Annotated in this window: 25 protein-coding genes; 24 read left to right on the top strand and 1 reads right to left on the bottom strand. The window is 53.0% G+C overall.

From position 1 onward, the window contains the following. Positions 1-714: 714 nt before the first annotated feature. From speD to PHV74_08285, 24 genes are all read left to right on the top strand, one after another. Entirely contained in the window at positions 715-1,059 is a 345-nt protein-coding gene (gene speD, locus PHV74_08400; protein MDD5094382.1) for an adenosylmethionine decarboxylase, read from the top strand. A 3-nt stretch (positions 1,060-1,062) separates the two neighbouring features. Further along, positions 1,063-1,992: a polyamine aminopropyltransferase gene (speE, locus tag PHV74_08395; GenBank protein MDD5094381.1), complete on the top strand. Its 930-nt coding sequence runs from the start codon at positions 1,063-1,065 to the stop codon at positions 1,990-1,992. 26 nt (positions 1,993-2,018) lie between these two features. Continuing rightward, positions 2,019-4,172, top strand: a complete 2,154-nt coding sequence (locus PHV74_08390) for a UvrD-helicase domain-containing protein (protein ID MDD5094380.1) — start codon at positions 2,019-2,021, stop codon at positions 4,170-4,172. After that, complete coding sequence (gene rph / locus PHV74_08385) at positions 4,169-4,903, top strand: ribonuclease PH (protein MDD5094379.1); 735 nt, start codon at positions 4,169-4,171, stop codon at positions 4,901-4,903. The genes PHV74_08390 and rph overlap by 4 nt, the downstream gene beginning before the upstream one ends. A gap of 5 nt (positions 4,904-4,908) precedes the next feature. Beyond that, the gene (locus PHV74_08380) at positions 4,909-6,237 is read left to right on the top strand and encodes a DUF1015 domain-containing protein (GenBank protein MDD5094378.1); all 1,329 of its coding nucleotides are present in this window, start codon (positions 4,909-4,911) and stop codon (positions 6,235-6,237) included. Positions 6,238-6,330: 93 nt separating this feature from the next. Further along, on the top strand, positions 6,331-7,443 hold the full coding sequence (locus PHV74_08375) for a pyridoxal-phosphate dependent enzyme (GenBank protein ID MDD5094377.1): 1,113 nt from the start codon (positions 6,331-6,333) through the stop codon (positions 7,441-7,443). Positions 7,444-7,560: 117 nt separating this feature from the next. Then, entirely contained in the window at positions 7,561-8,043 is a 483-nt protein-coding gene (locus PHV74_08370) for a DUF134 domain-containing protein (GenBank protein ID MDD5094376.1), read from the top strand. Positions 8,044-8,210: 167 nt separating this feature from the next. After that, the gene (locus PHV74_08365) at positions 8,211-8,411 is read left to right on the top strand and encodes a hypothetical protein (protein ID MDD5094375.1); all 201 of its coding nucleotides are present in this window, start codon (positions 8,211-8,213) and stop codon (positions 8,409-8,411) included. Positions 8,412-8,675: 264 nt separating this feature from the next. Then, positions 8,676-9,077: a NifB/NifX family molybdenum-iron cluster-binding protein gene (locus PHV74_08360; protein ID MDD5094374.1), complete on the top strand. Its 402-nt coding sequence runs from the start codon at positions 8,676-8,678 to the stop codon at positions 9,075-9,077. Positions 9,078-9,161: 84 nt separating this feature from the next. After that, positions 9,162-9,302 carry a hypothetical protein gene (locus PHV74_08355; GenBank protein ID MDD5094373.1) on the top strand — a complete coding sequence of 47 codons (141 nt, stop codon included), beginning with the start codon at positions 9,162-9,164 and terminating at the stop codon, positions 9,300-9,302. 1 nt (position 9,303) lies between these two features. After that, positions 9,304-10,170 (top strand): ATP-binding protein, encoded by an 867-nt coding sequence (locus PHV74_08350; protein MDD5094372.1) that lies wholly within the window; start codon positions 9,304-9,306, stop codon positions 10,168-10,170. Further along, complete coding sequence (locus PHV74_08345; protein MDD5094371.1) at positions 10,142-11,002, top strand: ATP-binding protein; 861 nt, start codon at positions 10,142-10,144, stop codon at positions 11,000-11,002. The genes PHV74_08350 and PHV74_08345 overlap by 29 nt, the downstream gene beginning before the upstream one ends. Positions 11,003-11,012: 10 nt before the next feature. Further along, positions 11,013-11,345, top strand: coding sequence for a hypothetical protein (locus tag PHV74_08340; GenBank protein ID MDD5094370.1), 333 nt, complete (start codon positions 11,013-11,015; stop codon positions 11,343-11,345). Next, positions 11,342-11,698, top strand: a complete 357-nt coding sequence (locus PHV74_08335) for a NifB/NifX family molybdenum-iron cluster-binding protein (protein MDD5094369.1) — start codon at positions 11,342-11,344, stop codon at positions 11,696-11,698. Before PHV74_08340 ends, PHV74_08335 begins: the two co-directional genes overlap by 4 nt. Before the next feature lie 130 nt (positions 11,699-11,828). Next, a complete protein-coding gene (locus PHV74_08330) occupies positions 11,829-13,151 on the top strand; it encodes an FAD-dependent oxidoreductase (GenBank protein MDD5094368.1) in 1,323 nt (440 codons plus the stop codon). 209 nt (positions 13,152-13,360) lie between these two features. Then, on the top strand, positions 13,361-13,783 hold the full coding sequence (locus PHV74_08325; protein ID MDD5094367.1) for a hypothetical protein: 423 nt from the start codon (positions 13,361-13,363) through the stop codon (positions 13,781-13,783). Between the two features lie 151 nt (positions 13,784-13,934). Next, positions 13,935-14,549 (top strand): MBL fold metallo-hydrolase, encoded by a 615-nt coding sequence (locus PHV74_08320; GenBank protein ID MDD5094366.1) that lies wholly within the window; start codon positions 13,935-13,937, stop codon positions 14,547-14,549. A 75-nt stretch (positions 14,550-14,624) separates the two neighbouring features. Further along, on the top strand, positions 14,625-14,771 hold the full coding sequence (locus tag PHV74_08315) for a hypothetical protein (GenBank protein MDD5094365.1): 147 nt from the start codon (positions 14,625-14,627) through the stop codon (positions 14,769-14,771). Continuing rightward, a complete protein-coding gene (locus PHV74_08310) occupies positions 14,743-15,051 on the top strand; it encodes a hypothetical protein (GenBank protein ID MDD5094364.1) in 309 nt (102 codons plus the stop codon). The genes PHV74_08315 and PHV74_08310 overlap by 29 nt, the downstream gene beginning before the upstream one ends. Before the next feature lie 84 nt (positions 15,052-15,135). After that, a complete protein-coding gene (locus PHV74_08305; protein MDD5094363.1) occupies positions 15,136-16,137 on the top strand; it encodes an Mrp/NBP35 family ATP-binding protein in 1,002 nt (333 codons plus the stop codon). A 140-nt stretch (positions 16,138-16,277) separates the two neighbouring features. Beyond that, entirely contained in the window at positions 16,278-16,874 is a 597-nt protein-coding gene (locus PHV74_08300) for an FmdE family protein (GenBank protein MDD5094362.1), read from the top strand. Between the two features lie 44 nt (positions 16,875-16,918). Beyond that, positions 16,919-17,719, top strand: coding sequence for a sulfite exporter TauE/SafE family protein (locus tag PHV74_08295; protein ID MDD5094361.1), 801 nt, complete (start codon positions 16,919-16,921; stop codon positions 17,717-17,719). A 93-nt stretch (positions 17,720-17,812) separates the two neighbouring features. Next, positions 17,813-18,337 carry a gamma carbonic anhydrase family protein gene (locus tag PHV74_08290; GenBank protein MDD5094360.1) on the top strand — a complete coding sequence of 175 codons (525 nt, stop codon included), beginning with the start codon at positions 17,813-17,815 and terminating at the stop codon, positions 18,335-18,337. A 72-nt stretch (positions 18,338-18,409) separates the two neighbouring features. Beyond that, positions 18,410-19,477 carry a hypothetical protein gene (locus PHV74_08285; GenBank protein MDD5094359.1) on the top strand — a complete coding sequence of 356 codons (1,068 nt, stop codon included), beginning with the start codon at positions 18,410-18,412 and terminating at the stop codon, positions 19,475-19,477. Positions 19,478-19,745: 268 nt separating this feature from the next. Here PHV74_08285 and PHV74_08280 read toward each other — a convergent pair whose 3' ends face one another. Beyond that, complete coding sequence (locus tag PHV74_08280) at positions 19,746-20,192, bottom strand: hypothetical protein (protein MDD5094358.1); 447 nt, start codon at positions 20,190-20,192, stop codon at positions 19,746-19,748. Between the last annotated feature and the right edge of the window lie 80 nt (positions 20,193-20,272).

Raw genomic sequence — 20,272 nt, 5'->3', positions numbered from 1 at the left:
CGTTTTTGGTACTACATCGGGTTTTTCAAAACACTCAGCTTCGCATGATGACCCCTCTCGGATTTATCCAATCTAAGAAAACTCGAGCGAAACTGTTTTGAAGCTTAAACTGCGGAAGTTGGGCTAACGTACATCTATTATAACTCATTTTACCAGAATGTCCTGTACTGGTAAAATGAGTTAGGCTCACATTGACTTCCAAGCCATTCAATGCTATACTTAGATCATCGTAATAGAAGTCATGTCGGCGCCAACCTTATAGGGAGGTGGATGATGATTCAGAAGTGGTATGGAGTATGGATATTTCCTTCATAAAGACCCTACCCAACGGTAGGGTCGATGCAGTTGGGGTAGGCCTAAAAAAAATGGCATGACCCGAGCCGGAAAGGCGAGCCAAATCCAGGAGTAATCCCTGGAAAAAGGCCAAGCCCATGCAGAAACAAAGAGGGTCTCTGGAAAAGAGGCCCTCTTTTTGATGTAAAAGGCCGTGTGTTTGAGGCGAATAATGCTCACGGTAACGGCCAGTCTCGCGTTTCAAGTCGGCATCTCCAATTATCACTCTGAGCACGAGTGATGAAATAATCCGCCCCCTTACACGGATGCCGATCCTACCGCATGGGTGAGCTGACAAGAATCAAGCGCGGCTTTTGCATGATCGCTTCAATTTGAGAAAACCCTGCACTTGCTCTATAATAGAACAGTTGGAGGCGCAGATTGCACACTCTTGGGAAGCACTTCCTTTTGGACCTGAAAGATTGCAGTGAGGACGTGCTTGACGATCTGGAATTTCTGAGGGCGGCGCTCTCATCCATATTTCAGGATACTCAAGAAGGCACGCTGGGAGAGTCCTTCCACCAGTTCTCCCCTCAAGGGGTAAGCGGATTGGTGCTGGCCAGTGGCTCTCATGTGTGCATTCACACATGGCCTGAGTATGGTTATGCGGCGGTAGATATCTTCACTCATACCGATTCGTTTGAACCGGAAAAAGCAGCCAAGGTCCTCATCGACAAATTGGGGTCCCGGAATCCATCCATCGTGGAATTGAGTAGGGGAGCCTGATCAATGGAAACAGTCCCTTCGACATGGTTCATTGAATTTATCACCCCTGATATCGTCCAGCAATTCGCTGTGAAGGACATCCTCTTTCACGGCCACTCAAAATACCAGAAAGTGGAGGTGCTTGATTCTGTCAGTTTCGGCAGATGCCTCATTCTGGACGGTAAGATTCAATCCTGCGAGCGGGATGAATTCATCTATCATGAAGCGCTGGTGCATCCCGCGATGATTCTTCATCCCAAACCCGAAACAGTGTTCATCGCCGGTGGGGGAGAGGGCGCAACCTTGAGAGAGGTTTTGGCTCACAACACGGTCAAAAAAGTGGTCATGGTGGATATCGATGAGGAAGTAGTTGAGATTTGCAAGAAACTTCTGCCCGGCCACCATCAAGGATCATTCGAAGACCCTCGGGTGGAACTGCTGCATATGGATGCCAGAGAGTATCTTTACAATACCAAAGAGCGATTTGATGTGATCATCATCGACCTTCCGGAACCTATCGAAGGTGGACCGGCATATCTCTTGTATACTCAAAAATTCTACGAGATGCTGAAAACCAAACTCGCCAAAGACGCCACCTTTGCCTTACAATCCGGGACCACTTCCTTAGGGGTAACCGGTGTGTATGCGGCGATTAACAATACTCTCAAAACGGCTTTCTCGGTGGTTGTTCCCTATGAAGCCAACGTGCCATCCTTTGGGACAACCTGGGGATTCTCGCTTTCATCGCTCAAGTTCGATCCCCACAGCCTCTCATCGGAGGAAGTCGATCGTAGAATTGCCTCCAGAGTAAGCAAAAAACTCCTGTTCTATGATGGTCACACCCATCAAGGCCTCTTCTTCATACCCAAGTATCTCAGGGACGCGCTAGCCAAAGAGACGATGGTCATTACCGAAGACAGACCGGTATTCATCCCGGGACGACGTCACGCCTGATCTCTCTGGTGAGCGCCTTAACGTAAATGACGATTCGGACAAGTATTCTGACGGGACTTAATCCCTCTCAAAAGACAGCCGTAGAGACCACCGAAGGCCCACAACTTGTTGTTGCGGGTCCCGGCAGCGGTAAGACACGCGTGATCACCCACCGGATTGCCTATCTCATCAAAGTCCAAGGCATAAGCCCCTATCACATCCTGGCGGTTACCTTTACCAATAAGGCGGCCCGGGAGATGAAAGAGCGTGTTTATAATATGCTTGGGGACGCGGCAGACGGGCTAACCCTGGGAACATTCCACGCTTTCTGTTCCCGTGTTCTGAGACAGGAAGCGGACGGCATTGGGTTGGAGCGAAGATTTGTTATTTACGACGACGGCGATCAAATGGATCTTCTCTCGCACTGCATGGAAGAGCTGAAGATCGACTCAAAACAGTACGCACCGCGCGCCATCAGGTCGGCCATATCATCTGCCAAGGCAAAGCTTTTAGGTCCGAAAGAATACGCGAGCAACGGCTACTTTGATGAAGTGACCAAACGTGTGTATGAGCGGTATCAGCAAATGCTCTCCTCAAACAATGCCATGGATTTTGATGACCTGCTGATGCGAACGGTTTGCACCTTCCGCTCTCACGCCGATATCCTGGCGAAATATCAATCCCGCTACTCGCACGTCATGATCGACGAATTTCAGGATACCAATCTGGCGCAATATATGCTGGCAAAGCAATTGGCAGAAAAATCCCGAAACCTTTGTGTAGTGGGTGACCCAGACCAGTCGATATATTCCTGGCGATCAGCGGACTTGCGCCACATCATGGATTTCGAACGGGATTATCCCGATGCCAAGGTCACATTGCTGGAGCAAAATTACCGCTCCACTCAGACGATTCTAGCAGCCGCCTCCAGCCTGATAGCCGTCAACGGCCAGCGCAAAGAAAAGAAGCTCTGGACGCAAAACGATGGCGGGGCGCCCATCAGCATCATAGAGACCTTCAATGAGCAGGAGGAGGCTCAATTCGTCGTCAGCGAGATCGAGCGGCTGGTCACCGATCACGGTTACGGCGTCGGTGATGCCGCGGTAATGTACCGCACCAACGCTCAATCGCGAGCGCTGGAAGAGGCTTTCGTTCGCTACGGATTGCCTTACAAACTGGTGGGCGCTACGCGTTTCTTTGAGCGACGGGAGGTGCGGGATATTGTCTCTTACCTCAAAGTAATCAACAATCCTTACGATGGGGTCAGTCTGGCCCGCATCATCAACGTCCCGGGACGCGGCATCGGACAACGCACACTGGCTGAGCTTGCTTTGGTTTCCAGCACCAATGGGATACCGTTCTATTCTGCGCTAAAAGTCATTGCGGAAGGAAAAGACCATTCCATTTCGCATCGAAGCATCCAGGCCCTCAATCGATTCACGGCCATGATCGATGAACTGACAGCTGAAGTGGAAAAGCATGACCTGACGGCATTTATCGGGCTGATGTTAGAGCGCACGGGATACAAGAGCTATATTCAGGAAGGCACAGATGGGGAAGATCGATGGAACAACATCCTTGAACTTCAGAGTATGGCCAGTGAGTACCGCGACCTGGAACCGAGAGACGGATTGGCTGCGTTGCTGGAACGAGTATCCCTGGTATCTGATGTGGACAATCTGGATGAAAAGGTCCATGCCGCCACTTTGATTACTCTTCATCAAGCCAAGGGCCTGGAATTTCCAATTGTCTTTATCGTCGGCATGGAGGAAGGGATATTGCCCCACTTCCGATCCTTTGTTGACCCGCAGCAGATGGAAGAAGAGCGCCGGTTATGCTATGTAGGGATTACACGGGCCAAAGAAAAAGTGTACCTGATACACGCCTTCCGCCGCAGCCTCCATGGAGGGAACCGGCCGAATCCTCCTTCCCGTTTTCTACAGGACATTCCCTCGAGGTTGGTGGTTTCCAACTCGAACAACCGAATGATGAAGCCGAAGCCTGAAAATGGTGCTGCGGCTCAGTCCTCCGCGCCAGAGCTCAAGGCAGGTGACAAGGTCCAGCACACCCGATTTGGTGAGGGGGTGGTAGTTAGTTCCACTGCTATCACGGGAGATCATGAAGTCACCGTGGCATTCGGCAGGGGAATGGGAATCAAAAAGCTCCTCTTGAGCCTAGCCCCAATGGAGAAATTAGCGTGAGGCTGGCCCGCTTCGATGGGCGCGCTACTGACGAACTCCGTCCGGTTTCGATCAGACCGGGATTTCAGAAGTACGCCGAAGGCTCAGCGCTGATTGACCTGGGCAATACCAGTGTACTTTGCGCTGTGAGTGTGGAAGAACGGGTTCCCTCATTTCTCAAAGGGACCGGATCCGGATGGATCACCGCGGAATACGGGATGTTGCCGCGATCCACTCATACTCGCTCACAGCGGGAAGCATCCGCCGGAAAGGTGAGTGGGCGAACACAGGAAATCCAGCGACTCATCGGCCGCTCGCTCCGATCGGTAGTTGATCTTAAAGCACTCGGAGAACGGACTTTCACCATCGATTGCGATGTTCTTCAGGCAGATGGCGGAACGAGAACCGCTTCTATTACGGCCGCCTATGTAGCCCTGGCCCAGGCCATTCAGACTCTGCGAAACAGGGGAGAAAATCTGGCTTGTCTGAAAGGGGCAGTGGCAGCTACCAGCGTCGGTATTGTCAACGGGATTCAATTGCTCGACCTGTGCTACGAAGAGGATTCGCACGCGGAGGTCGATTTCAACATTGTGATGAATGACGCCGGCGAGTTCATCGAAGTGCAGGGAACTGCAGAAGGAAAAGCCTTTTCCAGGAGTGAAATGGATACGCTCTTCACCCTGGCCGAAAAGGGAATCTCGGAGGTATTTCGGATTCAAAAGGCGGCAATTCAGAAGTATCTGGGGGTATAGGAAAAATGGCAGAGGTTCTTCCGTTCCGGGGTCTCCGGTACAACCCGCAAAAATTCAGCGACCTCACTTCGGTTATCACGCCTCCCTATGATGTCATCAGCCCGGAGCAGCAGCGCGCCTATCATGAGAGAAACCCGCACAATTTCATCCGGCTGGAATTCGGGCTGGACTTGCCCGGGGATAACGCCCAGTCGAGCAAATATGCCCGTGCTTCCAAAACCCTGAACGACTGGCTGGGAGAAGGCATTCTGGTCAAGGAAAAGTCCCCCGCATTTTATCTGGTTGAACATCGCGTTCCGCTCCAGACAGGCTACAGGAGCTATCTGGGGCTCATTGCTGCCATAAGGCTGGAGGAGTTCGGTACCGGACTGATCCGACCCACGGAAGTGGTGATGAAGGGGCCGATTGCAGACCGGATGGAACTCCTGAAAGCCTGCCACGCGAATCTGAGCCCCATTATGGGCGTCTTCGACGCGGGCAAACTGGATTTGCGCTTGATGTTCAAAGGGACCAATTGGGATAAACCCCAGGCTACCGGCATCGATAATGCCGGAGTGACTTTCAATCTCTGGGCGGTGACCGCAAAGGACGTAGTGGAAGAAGTATCCCGGGTCTTTGCCCAGAAGGTGATCTACATCGCCGATGGCCATCACCGATACACCACGGCACTGGCTTATCGAGAGGAACAGCTCAAAAAATCGCCTGGCGCCAATCCTAACGAGCCTTACAATTTTATCATGATGACGCTCATCAGCTCCGCTGATCCCGGTCTGGTCATCATGCCTACTCACCGTCTGGTCAAGAATCTCAAGCCGGAAAAATTAGCCAGACTCAAGGATCAACTCAATGAGCGCTTCCATACCCAGGTGCTCAAATCCACCTCGCCTGATGTGTCTGTAAGCATGACTAAATGGCAGGAAGCTTTGAAAGAAGCCGGGACCGATAGCATCGCGTTCGGCATTTACGGCCTGGAGGCAGGAAGCTGCCTTCTGCTCAAGGCTCGAAATGCGGCTGAACTGCGAGACATGATGCCCAAAGACAGACCGGCGGCATGGAAGAATCTGGATGTGAGCCTTCTCCATGCAGTAATCCTGCAGGGGATGCTGGGAATCGAAGGGGTCGAGAAAGAGAAGGAATGTCTGGAATATTCCTCGAATGGGGCAAAGCTCCTGCAGGAAGTTGATGCGGGGAAGGGTCAACTGGCTATTTTGCTCAATACGGTTCCCATATCCGCCGTCATCGCTATTGCGGAGGCCGACTCCCGAATGCCCCAAAAGTCCACCTATTTCTATCCCAAGACCCCCGCAGGGCTGGTGGTTAACCCCCACTTTTAGGCAGCATTGGGCACTCAAGTATCTGTAGGGACACCCTCCGTCACGTTCACGGCCACGACAGAGCGTGTTCTTTTGTGGTTCCGGAAGAATGGCATGATTCCATTACTTGAGCAACATCCGGCGTTGATCAACACGCTTCCTCATATAGCCCTGGGCGAATTCCCAACCCCGGTCCAGAAACTCGACAAACTGGGCCATCAGATAGGTTTGGACCACCTCTATATTAAGCGGGACGACTTAAGCGGCAAAACCTACGGGGGAAACAAGGTGCGAAAACTGGAATTTCTCCTGGGAGATGCCCTCCACTCCGGGGCAAAGGAAGTGCTGACTTTCGGTGCCGCCGGATCCAATCACGCTCTGGCTACAGCCGTTTATGCCCAGCAATTGGGACTGAGGAGTATCTCTATGCTCAGACCTCAGCCTAATGCCCACTCTGTCCGCCGCAATCTGCTCATGAGCTATCATTGCGGAGCTGATCTGCATCTATGCTCGCCTATATTATGCGATACACCACTCGCCGTCTTATCAGCTAGCTATCAGCGTCTCCGGCACAGATTGAGAAGTGGTCAATTCCCCCGGGTCATCCCCATGGGCGGGTCTTCCCCATTGGGTGTACTGGGCTTCGTCAATGCCGCCCTTGAGTTCAAGGATCAAGTCGCCAGAGGAGAAATTCCTGAGCCTGATTATATTTACGTTGCCTCAGGTTCCATGGGCACAGCCGCAGGATTAATACTTGGGCTTAAGGCAGCCAACAGCAAAACTCGAGTGATCGCTGTGAGGGTAACCGGCGAGAAGTTTGTCAACAAGACAGGAATGATCGAGCTTATCCGAAAAACAAACTCCCTGCTTTGTTCCCTGGCATCTTCTTTCCCCAGTATGGACTTTACCGAAGATGACGTTGAGATCAGGCACGACTTTTTCGGAGAGAGCTACGCCCTATATACGGCAGAGGGAATGCAAGCTTCAGATCGGATCGAGAGAGCGGAAGGGATCAAACTGGAAGGAACCTACACAGCAAAGGCGCTGGCTGCCCTCCTCGACAATGCAGAAAGGCAAGCGCTTCAGAATAAGGTAGTGCTCTTCTGGAATACCTACAATTCTCGTGACTTCTCGGATGCCATAGCTGGCATCGATTATCACCAGTTGCCCCGATGCTTTCACCGCTATTTCGAGGAAGAAGTGCAACCTCTCGACAGGAGAGAATAGGGAACCTCAGAACTCTCACCTCTACCTGAACCCAGCGCAAAATTCTCTACTTGACATCTTTCTGATATTGCGCTACTGTAATTATGGGCATATGCTCATAATAATGGAGGATCACAGATGTCCAGACCGCCAAAATGTCGTCGGGTAGATTCCATCCCGGATGTAACCTACTTCAAGCCCGCCGGAATACCCCTGAGAGAGCTACAGGAAGTCTGCCTTACTGTGGAAGAAGTCGAGGCCATAAGGCTCAAGGATCTGGAGGGAATGGAACAGCAGGCTGGCGCCGAAAAGATGAACATCTCACGCCCCACCTTTCAGAGAGTGCTTTCCTCGGCCCGCCAGAAAATAGCCGACGGCCTTCTGAACGGAAAGGCCATACGGATCGAGGGCGGTAATTTCGAAATGTCTCCACGCCGCTTCCGATGCGCCAACAGCCATGAATGGGAAGTCCCTTTTGAATCCACTGCGAACCAACCGCCTGAGCTTTGCCCCACCTGCAGCACATTGGATATAGCGCCGCTTCAACCATCCGGCTTGGGCTGCGGAACAAGCAAACACGGGAGACGCCGCCAGGGAGCAAGACGCTGCAATGGAGGTTGAACTTGGCTCAACAAGACATCCTTTAGGGAAGCTCTGATTAAGCCCTGAACAATCCCCTAACCCTCAATCACTCAATCTTGAGGGAAGAAGAGGAATCTGGGGAAACTACCCCTACCCCAGCAGGAAAAGTGCGCTGCGCTGCTTAATCAGAGCTTCCTTAAAGGAGATTGAAAGAAGGAGGTCGAAAATGGTGTACGGATACAGCAGAGGATTCAGAGATCGAAGAGGTGCCGGAATGGGTTTCAGAGGAGGCTCTCCACCATGGCCTTACATCGGCAGAGGAAGAGGTGGCCTTCCGCGGTGCCGGTATCCAGAAACACCGGCGTACTTCCGGGGTACACAAGCTGGCAGAGAAGTTGACTGGCTGAAGAGTCAGGCCGATGCCTTGAAAGCAGAGCTTGGCCGAATCGAAGCCATGATGCGTGATATCGAGGCTGGCCGAACAAAAGCAAGTTAGGGAATCTCTGATCAAGTGCTATCAACCCCCTGTCCCCCAATCTTGGGGGAAGAGAAGAGAATCTGGGGGACACCCCCAGACCCCCGGCAGGAAGAATCCTGCACCACTTGATCATAGGTTACTTAGGTCAACATCGGGGAACTGAAGAAAGCACGCCCAAACGCAAGGAGTAAAAATGAGAATTGCAATTACGTCTAATGATCTGTCTCTGGATGCTGACATCGATCCGCGATTTGGACGGTGCCGGTATTTTGTTATTGCCGACCCCGATACTCTGGCATTTGAGGCCATCGAGAATCCCAGCGCCGTGGCCGGAGGTGGAGCGGGAGCGTCCGCAGCCCAAGCCATTGCCGGTAAAGGGATCGAGGCGGTGCTCACCGGAAACTGCGGCCCTAATGCTTATGAGGCTCTGGCTGCAGCCGGAATCAAGGTCATCACCGGAGTTTCGGGAAAGGTCAGGCAAGCGATTGGGGCTTATAAATCGGGCAAACTCGAGGCCAGTTTGCAGCCCAATGTAGCCGATCACTTTGGAAAAGCAGGAGGAACGACTCCCCTCAAAGGCCGGGGATGCAGATGAACATGGATCGCATCGGAGGTGATAGCGATGCCTAAAGGAGACGGAACGGGACCTCCAAAAGGAAGAGGTCCGCGAGGAGGAAGGATGGGAGGCAGCCGCCCCGGCTCCGGTCCCGGCGGCAATTGCGTCTGTCCTGCCTGCGGGGAAAAAGTACCCCACCAAAAAGGGATACCGTGCTATGGTGTGAATTGCCCCAAGTGCGGAAGCGGAATGGTAAGGGAGTAGAATGATTATCTCGATTGCCAGCGGAAAAGGGGGAACCGGCAAAACACTGGTGGCGACCAGCCTTGCCCTTTCTCTCAAAGAGAATACGAGGGTACAACTTCTCGATTGCGATGTTGAGGAGCCCAACGATCACATCTTCCTTAAGCCTATCATCAGCGAGAGCCAAGCCGTCTGTATCCCGACCCCAAAAGTCGACGAGGCAAAGTGCACCTACTGCGGCCGGTGTGCTGAAATCTGCGCCTATCACGCCATTGTGGTTTTCCCCAAGACTGCGCTGGTTTTCGCGCCGCTTTGCCACGGATGCGGCGCTTGCAGTTATCTCTGCCCGGAGAAAGCCATTTCCGAGGAGAATCGGGAGATCGGCGTAGTGGAGTGGGGGCATTCGGACGGCATCCAATTCGTGCAGGGAAGACTGAACGTAGGGGAGGCAATGGCGGTACCCGTCATCCGCGCGGTGAAAGCCAGAACCAGTCACGATGGGATAGCTATTATCGATGTCTCGCCGGGAACTTCCTGTCCGGTCGTCGAATCGGTGAAGGGCAGCGACTTCTGCCTGCTGGTCACTGAGCCGACGCCATTCGGGTTGAACGACCTCGCTCTGGCGGTGGAAACCGTCAGGATGCTCAAAATCCCCTGTGGGGTAGTCGTCAACCGTGCCGGAGTCGGCGATGAGAAGGTGGAAGAATACTGCCGGAAGGAGGATATCCCGATTTTACTGACTATTCCCCTCGATACAAGCATCGCCCATCTTTGCTCACAAGGGATACCGCTGGTGGAAGGAAAACCAGAATGGAAGGACAGCTTCCTGCGACTTTTCGATGCAATTGGGGAGATGGTGAATGAAAGAGATTGTAGTCCTAAGCGGTAAAGGCGGCACCGGAAAGACCAGCATCGTCGGCTCTTTTGCTGCGCTGGCAAAGGACAAGGTGCTGGCGGACTGTGATGTGGACGCGGCCGACCTCCATCTTCTGCTGCAGCCCGTTGCCAGAGAGAAGCAAGAGTTCTGGAGCGGGCAGGCGGCCCAGATCGATAGCCAGAAGTGCATCCAATGCGGCTTATGCCAGGAGATGTGCCGCTTCGAGGCGATCAAGGATTTTAAGGTGGACTCCGTTTCATGCGAGGGGTGTGGATTTTGCGCTCACCTCTGCCCCGTGCAGGCCATCGCTCTGAGAGAGAATATGGCCGGGCACTGGTTCATCTCCGATACCCGATACGGCCCGCTGGTTCATGCCAGACTGGGGATCGCTCAGGAAAACTCCGGAAAGCTGGTGGCGCTGGTCAGACAACAGGCGAGGGAACTGGCCGAAAAGCAAGGATCGAGCTTGATCATCAGCGATGGCCCACCGGGCATCGGCTGCCCGGTGATCTCTTCCCTCTCCGGAGCATCTTTGGCTGTCCTGGTAACCGAACCGACACTTTCCGGCATCCATGACATGGAGCGCGTTCTTGGCGTGTGCCGCCACTTTGGAGTCCCGGCTATGGCATGCATCAACAAGTGTGATAGCAACGATTACAATACCTATCAAATCGTGCGCTACTGCCACAGCCAGAACGTGGAGGTAGCTGCCCAGATTCCTTTTGATAACACGGTGACCGAAGCGATGATTCAAGGGCTTCCTGTGGTGGAATACCGTCAAAACGATGTTTCACGGCAAATAAACGTGCTCTGGGAAACAATAACCGGACGATTGACGAACTAAAGGAGACACAATGCCGGAGAAGCGTGCCGAAGGGGGTAAAATCGATTTGGAACCGATTGAGCTTGAACCGGGATACACCACCTTCGAAATGCCCGGAAGGTGCGCCAAATGCCTGGTTGAGGAAGAATACGGAATTTGTATGCGCCAAATGCTGAAGGGGGACGATGAAAGACCCTTGAAAGAGAGATTTGAGGTGGTTCGGGCATTTCTGACATCGCCCGATCTGGCGCAGGTGCGCGATGAATCTGAGAAGTATCTTTCCGATGGGAAGAGGGTAAAAATCCTTGTCCATCTGGAAGAAGGACAACCCAAATACGAAATCAAAGTGGAGGAAAAAGAATGAAATATGGAATCCCGGTAACCAAAGGCGTGCTGGATCCGCATTTCGGTCATTGCGAATCGTTTGCCTTGATTGATGTGGATGTGGAGAAGAAGACCGTCACAAATCAACAGATTGTCGCCTCTCCCGGACATCAACCCGGCGCTCTGCCGGTCTGGCTGGCAGAGAAGGGAGTCAACGTGGTGATCGCAGGTGGAATGGGGGGAAGGGCGATTGACCTCTTTACCGAGCGCGGAGTCACAGTGGTCATGGGAGCCAAGGCGATGGACCCCCAGAAGGCTGTTCTGGAACATCTGAAAGGGACTCTTGTATCCAGCGGCAGCGCCTGTCATGAGCATGAGCACGGATGCCAGTAGATGGACGTATGACGATGTGAGACTTTAAGCCGATGATCGAGTCAGGGCGCCACCAGACATTCCTGGACTACCCGGTCTTCAAAAGGTCCAAAACCGGCCTTTGAAAGAGATATTACTCAAGGAGGAGAAAATGGCCAAGAAACCGATACGACTGGAAGCTGACGTTGTCATAGCCGGATCCGGGCCTTGCGGGGCCAGCATAGCCAGAGACCTATCCAAGAAAGGCAAGAAGGTCATTGTCCTGGAAAAAGGACCCTGGGTCAAGAAGTTGGGAAACCCACTGGCCTTTGCCAAGGCGGTGGAGAACAGGGGACAGTTGAAGACCGTGGAAAACGATGGTTCGGTGGTATTCTCAGCCAAGTGCGTTGGGGGAGGTTCTCTGGTGTATACCGGCGCATGTGCCGAGCCGAACATCGAGATGTGGAAGAAATACGGCATTGATATCACTCAAGAGATCGCTGAGACCAAGAAGGATTGCCGGGTCAACAAAGTTCCTGATAATCTGGTTGCCCCCGGAGTCAAGCGGATGATGGCGGCGGCTCAGGAGCTGGGGTATCCCTGGCAAAGGCTGGACAGGTTCTTCGATCCTGCCAAGTGCAAGTTCGGCTGCGGGAGGTGTAATTTCGGCTGTGCCCAAGGAGCCAAATGGACAGCCGTGGAGTTTATCCGGGATGCGGAAGAACACGGCGCCACAGTGCTCCCCAATGTGACCGTCAGGGATGCGATCGTGGAAAATGGCATGGCGGGCGGCATGAGGGCCAGGGGCAAAGGAGGTCAGGATTACGAGGTCTACGCCAAGATAGCGGTTTCCTCCGCGGGAGGGATGGGCAGCGCCCGTATCATGCAGCGATCCGGCATCTCCGAGGCCGGCAGGTCTTTTCTGGGGGACCCGACGCTTCCGATAATGGGTTTTGTTAAAGAAGGGGTCGGGGGAAAGGGGGAACTGGGAATTGATACCGGCTGGTTTGATGAGGAGCACGGGGTGTTTTTTGCCAATGCATATGGAATCCGGCTGACCTACTGGGTGCAAATGTTGCAGTCCAAGCATCTGCGCGATCTGTTTCATTTTGGCCGGGGGATGCAGGTCATGTGCAAGATCGGCGATGATTTTGCCGGGAGGGTCTTTCTACAGGAGGGCAAGATCAGTAAAAAGTATACCGAGAAAGACCTTCTTCGTTTTGACTATGCGCGGGTGATGGCGGAGAAGATACTGGTCAAGGCTGGCTGCGATCCGTATCATATCATTCCCGGCCAGATTGTGATGGGTCATCCCGGCGGAACCGTCAGAGTGGGCACGCTGCTGGATTCCAATCTCCAGACATCGATCAAGAATCTCTACTGCTGTGACTCCAGTGTCGTCCCCGAGGACCTGGGGCGGCCGCCGATGTTAACTCTTGTCTCCATTGCCAAGCGGCAGGCCAAGATTTTGGACAAAATACTATCAGGCAAATAGCAGGTGGATTGCGGTGACGTTGCATGAATATGCATGCCTCACCCACAGGAATCCGGCATGAGCGGAGTTCGGGAAGCGATAGCTTGACGAAAGGTTTATACTAACAGCATGACCATGGTCGCCACATAAGCGATGGGTTGAGAATGTTCGATAGCAGCCGATTTGTCTTTCCTTATGGACTTCAATAAAGATTTTAAAAGGGGGCTAACATGAGATACCAAACTCAGGAGTGGGTAGATGCCATCACAGAAAAGAGCCGGACAGACCAGGAGTATCTGAAGAAGGCCAAAACGCTGACAGCCAAGCAAAGATCGATCATCATGGATGCCCCGGGAGGTGTGGATATTCTCCTGATCTGGGAATGGAACGAAGGAAAGGTGGTCAAAACCATACGTCAAGAGAAACCCGCCCCCAGCGAATGGCGGAACTTGAAGAATGAAGAGGGCCTCATCTCCACCACCTTAGGCACCTATGAAAATCTATCCAAGGTCGCCAGAGGCGAAGTCACGTCTCAGGAAGCCATGGCAAAGAAACTATACATACTTCATGGGGACATGATCAAAGTGTTTCCCAAAATGGCCGGGTTCAACGCTTTCGGGCAACTGGTGGCCTCGGTAAAGTGTGACTATTAAGGGACCTCTGATTAACTGGCGCAGCATTCCTCCTGCCGTGGGTCTGCCCTCGACGATATCGGGGGTTTCCTAATAAGTGATCTGAGGCACGGTTCAGGAGCGGATTAGCCAGCCAGTAGTGGCAACAAATTAGCAATGCGGAGGCAAAGAGATGAGCGTTCGAATTACAACCTTGAGCGAAAATACAGCCCAGGCAGGTTGCCTCGGTGAGTGGGGCCAGAGTATACTGGTTGAAGCCGACGAAATGAGAATCCTGCTTGATACGGGAGGACCGGGACTTTCTGCCATCACCAACGCTCCGCTCCTTGGGATCGACTTTGCCACCATCGACAGGATTGTCCTCAGCCACGGCCACTTCGATCATACCGGGGGACTCAAGGAGGTTCTACGAAGGAATGGCGGAGAGATCGAAATTATCGCCCACCCGGCTATCTGGGAGTCCAAATACAATGTCCGACCCAATAGGCCGGAACGATATATCGGGATTCCCCTGGTGAGAGAAGAGTTGGAAAGCCTGGGAGCTCGATTTAATCTCACTGCTGAGCCGGTATGGATCACCGAGAACATCGTGACCTCGGGAGAAGTCCCACTGGTCACCGACTATGAAGAGATCGACTCTGATTTGTTTGTGAAGGAAAATGGGAAACTTCGCCCCGATACTGTGCCGGATGATCTAGCGCTAGCGGTCAAGACAGAGCTGGGGTTGGTAATCATCCTCGGCTGCGCCCATCGGGGAATCGTCAATACCATCCGGCATTTCCAGTAAATCACCTCGGAAGAGCTGGTCCACTGTGTTCTGGGTGGCACTCACCTTATCCGGGCCACCGAAGAGCGGCTCATCATGACGGTGGCCGACTTGCAGGATATCGGCATTCAACGACTGGGGGTTTCACATTGCACCGGATTCCCGGCCTCGGCCTGGCTTTCCAGGGAGTTCGGCGATATTTTCTTCATGAACAATGCGGGAAACAGAATTACTTTGCCGTGAGGTTGAAGGATTGGAGATAGAGTTTGAGCCCGATCTCACCGATTGTATTCAGACTCTGGCCAAAAGGGAGTACGATCGAGCATTGCGAGAGCTACTCGGGAAAAGTGCAGGGGACGAATATCTCCAGCAGAAACTGGAGACGCTTAAGCTTTTTCTAGAGTCGGCGGATTTCCCCAGGCTTCGTAGCAAGTACGAGAAATATCTGCTTGAGGGGAAAAAGGTCACGTTTAAGATGCAGAACTTTAACCGGCAGCTTGAGTATTCAATGGAAGTCCATTAAGGAGCTTCTGCCTCAGCAGCACAACAGATCATTGATAGCACTGAATCAGAGACCTTCCTGTTTTTATTGAAAGGAGAAACACCGATGGTTACAAGAGAACAAGTCGAGGAGGCGCTGGAGAAAATCATGGTCCCCGGCGTCAAACGTAGTGTGATTCAAATGAATCTGCTACGTGATGTGGAAATAAACGGCAGTAGGATGAAGTTGTCCCTATCCAAGGCAGCCATAGCGGAAGATGTCCAGAACTGGATCAGGGGAACCGTTCAAATCGAGCTTCAAGGCCTGGATGGCATCAGTGAAGTGGCGGTGAATTTTGAGGAGTCCACGCCCAAGGATATCAACAAGATCGACAAGGTGGTTGCCGTGATGAGCGGCAAGGGCGGAGTGGGCAAGTCTCTGGTGACCGGCCTCATTGCGCTGGCAATGTCCAGACAGGACAAGAAGGTCGGCATCCTTGATGCCGATATTACCGGTCCCAGCATCCCCATGATGTTCGGCATCAAAGATCGTCCGTGGGGCAGTGAGACAGGCCTCCTGCCTCTGGTTTCCAGGACAGGAATCGAGATCATGTCGATGAATTTTCTACTGCCCAACGAAGACGATGCCGTGATCTGGCGCGGGCCTTTGATCGCAAAAACGATCACCCAATTCTGGGAAGATGTTCTCTGGGGCAAACTCGATTATCTGATGCTCGACCTGCCACCTGGAACCGCCGATGTCCCGCTGACCATCATGCAATCAATACCCCTCTCCGGAGTGATCCTTGTCTTTACACCCCAGGACCTCACCGCGATGGTGGTACGCAAGGCAGTGAAAATGGCCCAGCAGATGAACGTCCCCATCCTGGGAGTGGTCGAGAACATGAGCTATTTCTTGATACCCGAGACCGGCAAGAACATTCATCTTTTTGGTCAGAGCAAGGCTGCTGAAATGGCCAGGATCGCCGGAGGCCCGATGCTGGGACAGATACCGATAGACCCTGAGATTGCCAAACTCTGCGATGAGGGAAACATCGAGAACTACGATTCCGAATTCTTCAAGAATTTTCAGGAAAAAGTGACAGGCATTCTTTCGCCCGGGAATTAGACTGATCGTAGGCTCTACGCATAAGTGTGAACAGGTTGACTTCGCCCGGCCAGTCTGCCAGAATGTCTTCACAATTAAGATCCCATGGCCAGAGTCCCGAACTCATGACGCTGGGTAACACGGAACAGGGGGAATCGAAAATGAATACCAGACCACCGGAATGGGCATTTGAGTTCCACGGGCATCTCTGTCCCTTTATGCCATTGGGCTATCGCATGGGTAAACGGGCAATGGAGGAATTGGGGGTTGAGCATGAAAAAGACCACGGGTTCTTTGTCATTCCGGAGTTAGGGATCGGCCATCCACAGACATGCTTAATGGATGGTATTCAGGTGGCTACGGGGGCTACCTACGGCAAGTCGCTGATGGAGAAGACCTTCTGGGGCAAGCTGGCAGCCGTCTTCTATCATCCCGAAAAGGGAGCCATTCGGTTGTCGCTGAAGGCCGATTTTGTGGATGAGTTCGGTAAACAGGAATTCTTCGCTTATCGTAAGCGCGGTGTGGAACCTTCCGGAATCCCTGCTGATATCACCGACAAGGCAATGGGCTGGACGGACGCGCAGCCGGATGAGAAGGTCTTCAAGATTGAGAAGCTCCCGGAATACCGGTTCAAACGGGTTAAAGGATCGTTCAACAAGTCCAAATGTGTCAAGTGCGGAGAATATGTCTTTGAGCGCTATGTACGCATGGCCAACGGCGAGCCCCATTGCATCCCCTGTTCCGGATATGACCGGTGATTCCCAAGTCGCCTGCGATACGCGGATCGGGATAGAGACAAAAGATGCCCCTATGGGAAATCATTATCGCCTGTGTGCTGGCCGGAGGGCTGGCAATACCCTTCTCCATGGTAGGCCAGGGAGGTGGCTCGACCTATGTTCCGATCCTCTTGGCGGTGGGAATGGGAATGCACGAGGCATCCACCACCAGCCTTTTCATGATCATGCTGGCCAGCATATCGGCGACCCTTGTGTTTGGACGCAGCAAGACTGTCGATTGGAGACTCCTTCTCGCGGTGGCGATCCCGTCTCTGGGTTCATCCTTTGCGGGAGGATTCGTAGCTCAATGGATCAGCGTGTCGGCTCTCAAGATCACCTTTGCCGTTGTGCTGATGATTGCCGCCGTGTTTATGCTACGCCCGGTGAGCAATGAAGGAACAGCGCCCGCCTTCATGCCCCGGATCAAGACATGGGACAGGACATGCGGTGGTTTCGAATACCGAATAGACCTGCTGGTAATACCTGTTGTGACGCTGGCCGGGTTCATTGCCGGAATGATCGGCGTGGGCGGAGGGCTTTTCGTCCTGCCGCTGCTGGCGCTCCTTTTCGGCTGTCCCATGCGGATTGCCATCGGGGTATCCTCAACTTATGTGGGACTGGCAGCCACTACCGGATTTGTGGGACATTTAGCAGGGGGCGATCCCTTCGATATCTGGGTGGCCCTGCCGCTGGCGGCAGCCGCTTTCATCGGGGCGCGAATCGGCCCCAGCATATCGCTAAAGACCAGCATCCCCACGCTACGGCGAGTACTCGCGGTAATTCTGGTGGGCCTGGCAGCTTGGATGATCATCAAGCTATTTGTCTGACAAGAATCCGGCGGAGGATGACATGGGCTAGAACCTATCCTGCGATATTCAACAAGAGGACTGGAAGATTGCCTGCCACAGAAGGGGGAATTCTTGAGTATCTATAGTTTTGAAGGCAAGAAGCCGAACATCAATCCCAAAGCTCACATCCACGAGAGCGCCCAGATCATCGGCGATGTGGTGATCGGAGCCAACTGCTTTGTTGGAGCAGGCGCTATTCTGAGAGGCGACTACGGCAGCATACAGATCGGTGATAGAGTCGCCGTTGAGGAAGGATGCATCATTCATGCGCCTCCGGGGGAGACCTGCACAATCGACTCTGATGTAATCCTGGGACACGGAGCCGTTGTGCACTGTTCGGAAATTGCTTCTCACGTCAGACTGGGGATAGGCGCTATCGTTTCCATTCACTCGAAAGTGGAAACCTGGGTAGTGATCGGCGATGGAGCAGTGGTAGCTTTCAATAAGACGTTATCTTCGGGAAAAGTATACGTGGGCAATCCGGCCAAGCCCGTCAGAGCGCTCAATGACGACGACAGAAAGATGACTCATCTGGCAATGCAGCTTTACGCTGATCTCTGCGACCGCTATCACGCCGGATTGAAGCGCCTGTCGTAGTTGCCTTGGTCATCGCCAGACTATAAAATCAGAGAATGGCAATCTGAAGACGCAATCAAAAAAGGGGGGATCATGACAAATCAAAGGAAAGCGGCAACAAATGTCACGCTGGAAGACCAACTGAGCTACAAAGACAAATTGCCCAAGGGACAGTCCTATTTTGAGAATTGCGGATTCATGGTCCTGGGCGAATGCGAGGAACACGACATATCGCTCGTGACCTGCATTTTCCGTGCCGGTGGCGGACGGCAAGGACCATGGCAAGTGGATGACATTTTCAAAGGGCAAACCACTTTTCTGGTCGAACCCAAAGGCCAGACGGGGAAGATGCATAATAATGATTTCATCGGCAACCGCACGTGGGCCATGGATCATTGGACCGGAGGCGAAGTACGGCAGACAAAGGATGAGGTGATCTGGCAACTGGGCAACCGCCAGCACATCTGCCGCCCACCGTACTGGGAAGTTAAGGGAGAGCACATGGGAGTGGACTGCAACTTGACCTTGGGCGGGTTAGGGGATGCCGCTTACCACAAGGGAAAATATACTGATCTGGCCAAGAACGGCGTGGCCGGTTACGAGCAGCCGATGTGGGTGGAAGGCACGATCACTGCCCAAGGCAAGACATATACCCTGAAAAAGGGCTTTGGAGTACAGGAGAAATTCACCCAACCGGCCTGGGACCTTGCACAGACTCTCACCGAGCAGGCCTACTATTGGGTATGGTGGGCAAGCGACTCCGTGAGAATCTTCATTTATTACTTCCCCTCCATGGGAAGAACGTACAGCAATGTCGTTGTCGATGGGAAGGAAATTCCTTTTGCCGAGAACGGAAAGAGCAACATATCCCTCGATGAGCTGGAGTGGTGGATAGACCCCAAGACGAAAATGCAGGTGCCGGTCCGATGGCACTTCAACCTCCAATCCAAAAATGGCGTTGTGGACTTGATGCTAGCCGCCTCATCCAGAACTTTCTATGGTTATCTAACCCAAGCGGGAGCTACGATACATTACGGATTGCATGCCCATAGCAACGGGCGGCTCTTCCTTCCTGACGGACGTATCATTCCCCTGGACAACATGATGACCTATGTGGAGAAAGGATGGTGCGGCATCCCGTTGCAGTCAGGTGCCGTGTAAGCGGAGCCCAGAGGTAAGTTGAAGGGGGTGGTTTGCTCGTCGGCTGATGGCCCCATGCAAATCATTTCGGGCCGGGGATTATCCTCAACATGGATATTTATCCGAAGTTTTTACTTGTGCTGTGCGGCCAAGAATTACGTCCTCTAGGGAACCTCTGATCAAGTCCTGAGCAACGCCGCTTACGACCGAGAGCAAGCCCCCCCCCCTCACTCTCAATCTTGGAGAAGGAAGGGAAGCTACCTCCGCTATTTCGTGCTTCGAGCATGAGCTAGTATTCGCAAGGGATAGTCTTCACCAAATCCGTGAAAGCGCTAAATTTACCCATTTTGGGAAATATCTTCAGCATATTCCCGTGAACGGCATACAGCCCCTTCGCCATGGCAACCTGGGCATTCATTTCTCCCCTAGCCATCTTGGACAGGTTTTTATAGGTGCCCATGGTAGTAGAATTGTATGGCTCCTCATTCTTCAAGCTACGCCACTCGCTGGGGGCAGGCTTCTCCTGTCGGCTGTGCTTCACTACCTTACCGTCATCCCATTCCCAAACGCTGAGAATATCCACGCCGCCGGGAGCATCCATGACAACCATTCTCTGGCTGGTAGTCAGCCCTTTGGCCTTCTTCAGGTATTCTTGATCCACCCTGCTTTTTGCCGCAATGGCATCCATCCATGGCGTCCCTGCAAAAAGCCGGTATCGGAATTCTGATTGAGTCACCCTGATATTATGCTGCGAAGTTTAAAGTCTGAGTGAATCGGCTGGCGGGTCGAATTTAGCGCCAAAACAAGCGCCAACAT

It is taken from the genome of Dehalococcoidia bacterium (genome assembly GCA_028711995.1).
GTDB lineage: Bacteria > Chloroflexota > Dehalococcoidia > SZUA-161 > SpSt-899 > JAQTRE01.
Note: the sequence above shows the minus strand (reverse complement) of the source record. Positions and strands in the feature narration are given on the sequence as shown.